Origin of the sequence: Bradyrhizobium sp. CCH5-F6 (genome assembly GCF_001556045.1) — a bacterium.
Classification (GTDB): Bacteria; Pseudomonadota; Alphaproteobacteria; order Rhizobiales; family Xanthobacteraceae; genus Bradyrhizobium.
This window is the reverse complement of sequence record NZ_LSIC01000036.1, coordinates 1-11,071: the sequence shown is the minus strand read 5'-3', so window position 1 is coordinate 11,071 and position 11,071 is coordinate 1. Positions and strand designations below refer to the sequence as shown.

At 64.6% G+C, this 11,071-nt stretch carries 2 protein-coding genes; both read right to left on the bottom strand.

Translation table 11 applies throughout. The features are described from left to right. On the bottom strand, positions 1 to 10,708 hold a 10,708-nt coding region (locus AX729_RS06345), incomplete at its 3' end, for a non-ribosomal peptide synthetase (protein WP_156456758.1). Then, positions 10,701 to 11,071 (bottom strand): phosphopantetheine-binding protein (locus AX729_RS06340; RefSeq protein ID WP_197433541.1); only part of this gene is annotated, 371 nt, incomplete at its 5' end. The genes AX729_RS06340 and AX729_RS06345, both read right to left, overlap by 8 nt.

The following is an 11,071-nucleotide window of genomic DNA, read 5'->3' as shown; positions in this document are numbered from 1 at the left end:
TCAGCGCGTTGTAACTCAGCGCCGTCGCGCCGAACACCAGCGCGATCGCTTCGGGTGAGTTCCGGACCTGTGTCTCGAACTGCGCGACGATTCCATTGCGCGGCTCATTTCGGCCCGTGTCGTTCGCCCGTGCGAGCAAGACGTCGTCCGCGGGATCGCGGGCCATGATCATGCCGACAGGTCGATCGGCATCGATGCTCAGCGCCTCGATCAGCCGCACGAAGGCCCGCTGTAACCGCGCGATCTGTGCCTCGTCGAAATGCTTGCATTGATAGTTGAAGACGAGACGCAGGCGCTCATCTATGCCGACGCTTGCGAACAACGGGTAATTGCTGGTCTCGACAATCCGGGTCTCTCCGACCTGGATCTGCTGGTTCCTTCCGATCAGCGCGCGGTCAACCGGGTAGTTCTCGAACACCAGGATGGTGTCGAACAGCGGCCGTCCGGGGCGCCCTGCCAGGCGCTGAATCTCATAGAGCGGCGTCGCGCCAAACTCGCGCAAGCCCAGATTGCGATCCTGCAATTCGCGCAGCCATGCTCCAACGGTCTGCTGCGGGCTGACGCCGTCGACGACCGGCAATGTGTTGATGAACAGGCCGACCATCTCTTCAGCGCCAGCAAGCTCAGGCGGCCTGCCCGACACGGTGACACCGAAGCAAACCGTGCTCTGCCCGGTATGCTGTCGCAGCAACTGCGCCCACGCCGCCTGCACTAGCGTATTCATCGTGATGCGCTCGCGCGCCGCGAATCCCTGCAACCGTTCAGTCAACGCGGGATCCAGCTCCAGCGAAAGCGAGCCGTGGCCGGACGATTGCGCGCCTGTTCGTTCAGCCAAGCCTTCCGCCAGGAAACTCGGCTCGTCCAGCCCGGCAGTTACATTGCGCCAGAATGCCGTCGACGCGTCGCCGTCGCGACTCTTCAGCCACGCGATGTAGTCTCGATAACGGTGATGCAACGCCGGCAGACGTCCCTCGCCGTTATGCTGCATCACCTCGCCGATCAACCGTGCCGAGCTCCATCCGTCGAGCAGGATGTGATGATGCGTCCAGATCAGCCAATGCCTGTTGTCGCCGAGCCGGATCAGCCGGACCCGCTGCAAGGGTGGTTGCGACAAGTCGAACCCCGCGACCTGCTCCTGTCGCGAGACGTCGATCAGCGCCGCATCCAATTGTGCCTGGTCCCACGTCACCATACGCGCCCGCCAGTCGTCCTCGACAAAGGGCACTTCGGCCCGTCGATAGACGACCTGTTGCGGCGCGCCGGACAGGTCGCGCCAGACAAATCCGGTCCGCAGCACGGCATGACGATCGCTGACCGCTTGCCAGGCGCGGCGCAGCTTTCCCGCATCCAGGCCGTGGATTTCCGCTGCGACCTGATTGACGTAGAGCCCGCTCTCGCCGTCATGCATTGCATGGAACAACATGCCCTGCTGCATCGGCGACAATGGATAGATGTCCTCGATCTCGCGCCAATCGAGCCCAAGCCTGTCGAGCTCGGCCTGATCGAGCCCCGACAACGCCACGTCGGACGGTGTCAGGCCGCAGGCACCGCTGGTGCAATGATCGACCAGCTCACGCAGTGCAGTCTCGTACAACGCCGCCAATCGTTCGACCGTCTCGCGCCGATAGCGTTTGCGACCGAAACCGAACGACAGCCGCAGCCGGCCATCGCGGACCGTGCCGTTCACGCTCAGCCAGCGTCTTAGCGGGCTCGATGCACCGCGGGATGGACCGGCGCTCTCCGCGGCCAACGTGAACAGCGCCGCATCAGCGTCACCGCCGTCGATCTGGCCGAGATAGTTGAAGGCAATCTTCGGCTCTCCGACATGCGACAGCGCCGTGCGCTGCTCTCTCGAGCCGAGATACCGCAACACGCCGTAGCCCAGGCCACGACCCGGAATGTCACGAATCTCCTCCTTCACCGACTTGATCAACATCGAGGGCTCTTGCGAGCCACCGGCCAATCGCACCGGAAAGGCCGTCGTGAACCAGCCGACCGTGCGCGAGAGGTCGAGATCGCCGGACAAGTGTTCGCGGCCATGCCCCTCCAGCTCGACGAGGACCTCGTCCTGCCCACTCCACCGCCAAACGGCGCGTGCAAGCCCGGCGAGGAGAAGATCGTTGATCTGCGTACGATAGGCAGGCGGAACTTCCGCGAGCAGCCGCTGCGTCCACTCGCTTTCGAACGTCAGCAAGACCTCATCGGCATCCGCAATGCGATCGATGCCGGCATGATCGTCATCGCAGGGAATCTCCGCATTTGCGCCGCGGCCGACCCAGTAAGGAAGTTCCGCCGCCAGTTCAGGCGATGTAGCGTGGGCCCGCAAGTGCTGTCCCCACAGCGCGTAGGCATGGCTCTTCGGCGGTAACGTGACCGTGGCGTTGCCCTGCGCAAGCTGGGTGTAGGCGGACGCGATGTCCTCCAGCAAAATCCGCCAAGACACGCCGTCGACCACGAGATGGTGGATCACGATCAGAAACCGCTGGTTGCCATCGGCGACATCGATTCCGACCGCCCGCAGCAGCAACCCGTCGGAGATCGCCAAACTTGCCTGCGCCGACGATGCCAGCGCCGTCACGGCTTCGCGGTCGACCGCATGCCGGATCCAGAGCAGCGCGTCCACAGTTGGAGCAGCGCCGTGCTCGGCGCGCCAGCCTTCCTGGCTCTCTTCAAAGCGCAGGCGTAGCGCGTCATGATGATCGACCACGGCTGCGAGCGCGCGCCCCATCACGTCCCAGTCGAGGCGATCTCTCGGCTGCAGCAGCACCGCCTGGTTCCAATGATTCCGATTTTCGATGTCCTCCGCAAAGAAGCGGGACTGAATCGGCAAAAGAGAATGAGGGCCGGTGACCTGCCCTTGGTCGGCGAGCGTCTCCATGCGCTGCTCTGTCCGCGCCGCCAGCGCCAGCCCTTCCAGCGTCTGATGCTGAAACACGTCGCGGGGCTCGATCAGATATCCGGCGCGCCGGGCACGGCTCACCATCTGGAGCGAGATGATGGAATCTCCGCCGAGTTCGAAGAAGTTGTCGGTGAGGCCGACGGCCGGCCGGCCGAGCAGTTCGGCCCATATCGTCGCAAAAGCCATCTCGGCCGGCGTGCGTGGTGCCTGATGCTCCGCCTGCCCGCGGGACGTGTCGAGCGCCGGAAGCGCATGACGATCCACTTTGCCGCTTGGCATCAACGGCAGTTGCTCCAGCACCATGATCCTCGGTGGCACCATGTAATCGGGCAAGACGGTCGAGAGCGCAGTCCGTAAGCCTGCCTCTTCCAACTCACCTGAGCCGCTGACGTAGCCGATGAGTTGACGGCCGGCGCCGACCTCTCGCGCCACCACGACTGCCGAGCGAACACCGGGCTGTTCGAGCAGCCGCGCCTCGATCTCGCCGAGTTCGATGCGGAAGCCGCGAATCTTGATCTGATGATCCGCGCGCCCGACATAGTCGATCGCGCCGTCGGCCCGCCAGCGCGCCAGATCTCCCGATCGATAGAGCCGCTCACCCGCCTCGCTGAAGGGATCGGGAATGAAGCGCTCCGCCGTCAGCTTCTCGCGCCGCCAATAGCCCCGCACCAATCCCGCCCCGCCTATGAACAACTCACCGGTCACGCCTTGCGGAACGAGGTTCAGATCGGTATCGAGGATACGAATCGTGACGCCAGGAATGGGCCGTCCGATCGGCACACGCGCCGAACCCTCGTCGCAACAGGTCCAATAAGTGGCGTTGATCAGGGCTTCGGTCGGCCCGTAGCGATTGTCGAAGCGCACATTGGGGAACGCTCCGAGCACGCGCGTCATCAGTTCGTGCGAGAGCGCTTCACCGCCGACAAACAAGCGTTTGAGCGAGATGCAACGTATCGCGCCAGGCTCGGTCACGAAATGCTCGAGCATCTGCGGCACGAAATGCAGCGTCGTCACGTCATGGGCGATGACGGAATCCACCAGCAGCTGCGGCTCGCGATGCGCCCCCGGAGCCGCGATCACAAGCCGCGCACCGGTCGCGAGCGGCCATAAAATCTCCCAGACCGAGACGTCGAAGCTGAACGGTGTCTTGTGCAGCAAAGTTTCGCTGGCATCGAGACAATATTCCGCCTGCATCCAGCCAAGGCGCGCCGCAAGCGCGCGATGCGAGCAGGCCACACCCTTGGGCACGCCGGTCGATCCCGACGTGTACATCACGTAGGCCAGGCTGTCCGGATGAAGCGCCGCATCGGGATTGCCGGCGAGCTCCTCGATGCTAGCTTCGTCCTCTCTGCCGATGGTCCAGGCCTCGGTTCCTGCCTCCGCGATCACCGGCGCAAGATGCGGGAGCAACCGTTCCTGGGTCAGCAACAGGGCTGCTCCGCTGTCGCGCAGCATGTGAAGGAGGCGATCGGAGGGATAGTCGGGATCGAGCGGCAGATAGGCGCCGCCCGCCTTCAACACGGCGAGGACAGATACGATCAATTCGAAACTGCGTTCGAGTGCCAAACCAACCAGTCGGTCGCGACCGATTCCATGGTCTCGCAGCCGCCACGCCAGGCGATTGGCGCGCGCGTTCAGCTCGCCATAGCTGATCTGCCGGTCGCCGAAAACCAATGCGATCGAATACGGCGAGGCCGCAGCACGGGCTTCGATCTGTGTGACGATGCTGTCGCTAAACTGTGGGACCCGCTCGATACTGCCGCTCCAACCGAGCACCTTCTGGATTTCGTCGGCATCGAGGCCGTCGATCGCGCCCAGCGGCCTGGACGCGTCCTCCACGATCCTGGCCAGCAGCCGCGACAGCGAAGCTTGCAGATACCTGATCTGGTCGTCCTCGAAGCGGCCTCGGTCATAGCGAAAGCCTAGATTGATGCCGTCGGACTTGGCGAACACCGCCACCGTCAGCGCATAGTTCGTGATCGAGACCTGCTCGACCCGGCCGAACCGGCGCCCACTTTCGTTCTCGCCTCGCAGAGCCTGATCGATCGGATAGTTCTCGAACACGAGGATATTGTCGAACAGCGCGCGCCCGGAGCGACCTGCGAGACGCTGAATCTCATAGAGCGGCATCCAGCCGTGATCGCGCAGATCCGTGTTGCGCGCCTGGAGGTCGCGCAGCCACACTCCCACTTCGGCTTGCGGGCTGGCCGGATCGACGACGGGCAGCGTGTTGATGAACAGGCCGACCATGTTCTCGATCCCACCGATCTCGGCCGGCCGGCCCGAGACCGTCGCGCCGAAACAGACCGCGCGCTGACCGGTGTGACGGCGCAGCAGCTGCGCCCAAGCCCCCTGCACCAGAGTGTTCAGCGTGACGCGCTCACGCTTGGCGAACGCTTGCAGGCCGACCGTCAGCTCGGCCGTGAGAAACAAGTCCAGCGAACCGTGGCCGGATGCCCCCCCCGTTGCCGGTCCTCCCAGCGCGTCCGCGAGGAAGCTGGACTCCTCCAGCTCCGCTAGCGCCGTGCGCCAGAACACCGTCGACGCGGCGCGGTCCTGCTTTTGCAGCCACTCGATGTAATCGCGATAGCGGCCCGCCACGGCCGGCAAACGCTCGCCACGTTCGTGCTGCAGGATCTCGGCCATCAGACGTGCCGCGCTCCAGCCATCGAGCAGAATGTGGTGGTGCGTCCAGATCAGCCAGTGGCGTGCGTCGTCGAGCCGGACTAGCCGCACCCGCTGGAGCGGCGCTTGCGCCAAGTCGAACGCCCTGGCGCGCTCAGCTTGCGAGACCCGTGCCAGCGCGGCTCGAAGCCCTTCATCGTCCATCGCGGCCGCCTGCGCGCGCCAGTCTTCTTCTTCAAATGGCAGATGCACACGACGGTGGACCACCTGCTGCGCCGCCCCCGACAGCTCGCGCCACGCAAATCCGGTTCGCAACACGGCGTGCCGCGCGCTGACCTCATGCCAGGCCGCGCGCAATCTACCGGCATCGAGGCCGCGGACCTCCAGGCCGATCTGGTTGACGTAATTGCCACTCTCGCCATCACGCAGGGCATGGAACAGCATGCCCTGCTGCATCGGCGACAGCGGATAGATATCCTCGATCTCACGGCAGTCGATCGTCGCGACCAGCGCGTCGAGATCAGCCTGGCTCAGATCCGACAACACGAAATCCGACGGCGTCACGCCGTTGGCGCCTCCGGTGCAGTGGTCGACCAGTTCGCGCAAGGCCGCAGCATAATGCTCCGCAAGACGTTCGATCGTTGCCCGCCGGTAACGCCTGCGGCCATAGCTGAACGACAGACGCAATTGTCCTTCGCCGACCTGACCGTTGATAGTCAACCAACGACCGAGCGGCGCGCTTTCGCTGCGCATCGGCCCCGCGCTCTCGGGCGCGAGACGGAACGGCGCGCTCTCACCCATGCTGGAATCGAACTGGCCGAGATAGTTGAAGACAATGCGCGGCTCATGGCATGCATCCAGCGCGCTGCGTTGCGCCTCGGTGCCGAGATGACGCAGGACGCCGTAACCCAGCCCGCGGCTGGGAACGGCTCGAAGCTCCTCCTTGACGGATTTGATCAGCGCAGCATCGTCGCCGGAACCGCCCGGCAGCCGCACCGGAAAAGCCGTGGTGAACCAGCCAATGGTGCGAGACACGTCCATTCCCTTGAACACATCCTCACGGCCATGCCCTTCGAGCTCAACGACGACATCCTCGATTCCGCTCCAGCGCGACACCGCACGCGCAAGCGCTGCAAGCAGGAGATCATTGACTTGGGTTCGATAGGCGGATGGCGCTTCCTTCAGCAGCCGCGTCGTCAATCCTGCGTCGAACGACAGCTGGATTTCCTCACCGTCCGCAACCCTGTCAACGCCGCCATGATCATCGTCGCAGGGAAACTCAGCCTGCGATCCTCTTTCAAGCCAATAGCCGAACTCAGCTGCCAACTCATCGCTGCCAGCATAGGCCTGCAACCGCGCGCCCCAGGATGCATATGGCTCGCTCCTCGCAAGCACGACCGAGGCCGCATCCTGGTGGAGCTGATCGTATGCCGTCGCAAAATCCTCTAGCAGCACGCGCCATGACACGCCATCGACGACCAGATGATGCACGAGCACCAGAAGCCGCTGGTTGCCGTCCGCAAGGTCCATACCGACCACGCGCAGCAGCGGCCCTGCCAGCGACAGGCTGGCCTGGGCTTCAGATGCGACTTTCGTGACTGCGGCAGCGTCGCGGACGTCGCTGCGAATCCACAGCAGCTCCGACGTTGGCGGCATTGCGCCATAGGTTGCACGCCAGGTGCCATCCACGTCCTCGAAGCGCAGGCGCAAGGCCGCGTGATGAGCGACGAGAGCGGCGACCGTGCGCTCGACAAGTCGCCAATCGAGCCGCGACTTCGGCATCAACAGGACAGCCTGGTTCCAGTGGTGGCGCTCCCCTGCGTCCTCGCTGAAGAACCGCAACTGGATCGGCAGCAGCGGATGCTCGCGGCCCTCGATAGCGCCCTCAGGGACGACATCGTCCGCCTTGCCTTCACGCCGCGCCACCCGCGCCAAGTCTTGCAAGGTCTGATGCCGAAAGACGTCACGCGGCTCGATCAGCAGGCCCGCCTGGCGGGCGCGGCCGACCAATTGCAACGAGATGATGGAATCGCCGCCGAGCTCAAAGAAATTGTCATCGATACCGATGACCTGCTGACCGAGCAGTTCGGCCCAGATCGCAGCGAGCACCGTCTCGGCCGTCGAGCGCGGCGCGACATGCGCAGAAGTTGCTACGGGTGTTTCGGGCGCCGGCAACGCGTCGCGATCGACCTTGCCGTGGGCGGTGAGCGGCAGCCGCTCGAGCCGCATGATGCGGGCCGGCACCATATAATCGGGCAATTCCTCCGAAAGCGCCGCGCGCATCGCGGCTTCGTCGAATGGACCCCCGCCGGCGACATAGCCGACCAGCTGGCGGCTGGTGCCAGCATCGCGGGCAACGACGACAGCGGCCTGCACGCCGGCTTGCCGCATCAGCCATGCCTCGATTTCGCCGAGTTCGATCCGGAAGCCGCGGATCTTCACCTGGTGATCGGAGCGGCCGACATATTCGATCACCCCGTCGGCGCGCCACCGCGCCAGATCGCCGGTGCGATAAAGCCGCGCGCCCGGCTCGCCAAAAGGATCGGGCACGAACCGCGCGGCCGTCAGTTCGGCGCGCCGCCAGTAGCCGCGCGCCAGTCCCTCGCCGCCGATGAACAGCTCGCCGGCGACGCCGACCGGAACGATGTTGAGATCACCGTCCAGAATGTAGGCCGAGCGGCGACCAACCGGACGCCCGATGGGCGCGTAGTTGCCATCGATCTCCTCGCTGGCATCGACTTTCCAGACCAGCGGCGTCACCACGGTTTCGGTCGGGCCATAACCGTTGATCAATGTCCGCGGTTTGAGCGCACGCTTGACCTTGTCGAAGCCGGCCTTGGGCATCGCCTCGCCGCCGAACGAGTAGAGTTCCACGGGCGGCGGGTCACCGCGCCACACAGCGAAATCCGCGAGCTGTTGCAGATAGGCCGGCGGAAATCCGGCATTGGTGACGCCTTGCCGGCGCAGAACATCGAGTGTCTGCTCGGCCGACCATAAGTCTCCGTCGCGCATCACGAGCGCGGCGCCGCAGGTCAGCGCGGTCCAGAGCCGCTCATGGGCGCCATCGAAAGTGAAAGACAGGAAGTGCAGCTCGCGCGAGTGCCGGTCCATGTCGTAGAGCCCGGCCGTCACCTCACAGTGCATCGCGAACGGACCGTGCTCGACCGCGACGCCCTTGGGGATACCGGTGGAGCCCGAGGTGTAGATCACATAGGCAAGGCTGGTTGGCGCCACCGCGATCTCCGGATCGCTCTCACTCTCCTGCACGAGATCGATCGCATCAAGTGGGACGACGTCGATGCCGGCGGGCGGCAGCGTCAATGCCGAGCCATGCGCATCAACCAGGACAACATTCGCGCCGGCATTGCTCAGGGTACCGATCTGTCGCCTGGCCGGATGTTCGGGATCGAGCGGCAGATAGGCTGCCCCCGCCTTCAAGATGGCGAGCAGCGCCACGATGAGATGCGGCGAGCGTCGTGCCGAGACACCGACGAGGTCCGCGGGCCCGACGCCGCGGCGGATCAGGTGATGCGCGAGGCGATTGGCGCGACGGTTAAGCTCGGAATAGGTGATGTCATCATCGCCGAAGACCAGCGCCGTCGCATCGGGCGTTTCGGTCGCCAGCCGTGCCACTGTCCGGTGGACCGGCGTGAATGGTGCGTCTTTCGTTCCAGCACCCACATCGTTCCATTGGCGCAGCCTCTTCAATTCCTCTTCGGATTGCAACGGCACAGCGGCAATGGATTGCGTGTCGTTGGCGACCATCGCCTTCAGGATCGTGGTCCAATGCGCGGCCAGGCGCTCGATCGTCGCGCCTTCGAACAGCGCCGTTGCGTAGGTGAGGATCGCGCGGATCTCGCCCGATGGCCCCTCGTCCGTATCTAGCGCGAGGTCGAACTTGACCGTATCGACCTCAGTGTCGACCGTCTCGATCTGGAGGCCGGTCCGATCTTGTGGATTGTCCGACGCCCGGCGTCGTTGATGATTGTAGAGGACCTGGAAGAGCGGATTTTGGCTCAGGCTGCGCGTGGGCTGGAGGATCTCGAGCACTCGCTCGAACGGAAGGTCCTGGTGCTCCTGTGCCTCTACCGTGGTGGAATGGACCGCCGCGATGAAGTCGGCGATCGCCGCGCGGCCGTCGATCTGCGTGCGAAGCACCTGGGTATTGACGAACAGGCCGATCACCCCGCGCGTTTCGTCACGGTTCCGATTGGCGACAGGCACGCCGATGTTGATGTCGGACTGGCCCGTGTAGCGATAGAGCAGCAGCTTGAAGCTCGCCAGCATGACAACAAACAAAGTCGTGCGGTGCCGCCGCGCCAGAGCGCGCAAGCCACCCGCCAACGCCGGATCAAGTGGAATGCGGCGTGCTGCTCCCTCAAGATCGGGGACCGCCGGCCGGGCCCGGTCGATCGGCAACTGGAGCACGGCCGGATCGGCGAGACGCCTGGTCCAGTAGTCGACCTGCCGCGCGCCATCGACCGCACTCATCCAGAGCCGCTGCCATTCAGCGTAATCGGCATAATCGATCTCCGGCTCCGGCAGGGCCGGCGTTTCACCGCTTGCGAATGCCGCGTACAGCTTCCAGAATTCGTCGACCAGCACGCCCATCGACCAGCCGTCGGTGACGATATGGTGCAGGTTGACGACGAGGTAGTGGTCGCCCTCGTCCAGCGTCAGCAACGCCGCGCGCATGAGCGGGCCGGCTTCGAGATCGAACGGCAGCGAAGCTTCCTGCCGCGCCAGCAAACGCGCCTGCCCCTCGCGGTCATCGCCGTCGAGGGACACCTGCCGCAATACGACGGGCTGCGGGTCGCATATCCATTGCTCGGCAATCTCGCCTTCCTGCCGAAACACGGTGCGAAGCGCAGTGTGGCGGGCGACGAGCGCGTCCAATGCCTGTTGCAGCGCGCCTGGTTGCAGCTTGCCGCGCACGCGCACCGTCGCCGAGATGTTGTAAGCGGCACTGCCCGGATCCATCCGCCAAAGGAACCAGAGGCGCGATTGCGCAAAAGACAGCGGCGCACGTTTGCGCTCATGGCGCACGATCGGCAGCATGGCGAGGTTGACGCCCTTCGCCGCAAGCTGCGAGAGGAACGTTTGCTGCTTGCCGGCATCGAGGCGCATCAGGCGCCGTGAGATGTCGCGCAGCTGCTGTTTTTGCGTGGTTGCCGTGTCACTCATCGGACAGTTCGACTTCCTTCAACATGTCGAGCATCGTGGCGATGTCGTCGCCTCGCTTGTCGGCTTCGCTTTCCTCGCCCAGCGCAGCCGCCATGGTCTCAACTGTCGTCATTTCGAACAGACGGTTGAGCGGCAGGTCGTGGCCGAGATCGCGCTTGATGCGGCTGACGAGCTGAACGGCGATCAGGGAATCACCGCCGAGCTCGAAGAAATTGTCGGTGATACCAACCTTGGGCTGGCGCAGCAGATCGGCCCAGATCGCCGCCAGCGCAGCTTCCGCCGGCGTCCGCGGCGCGACATGCGCGGTGGAAGCCGCAAGCTGATCCGGGACCGGCAGCGCCTTGCGGTCGATCTTGCCGTTCG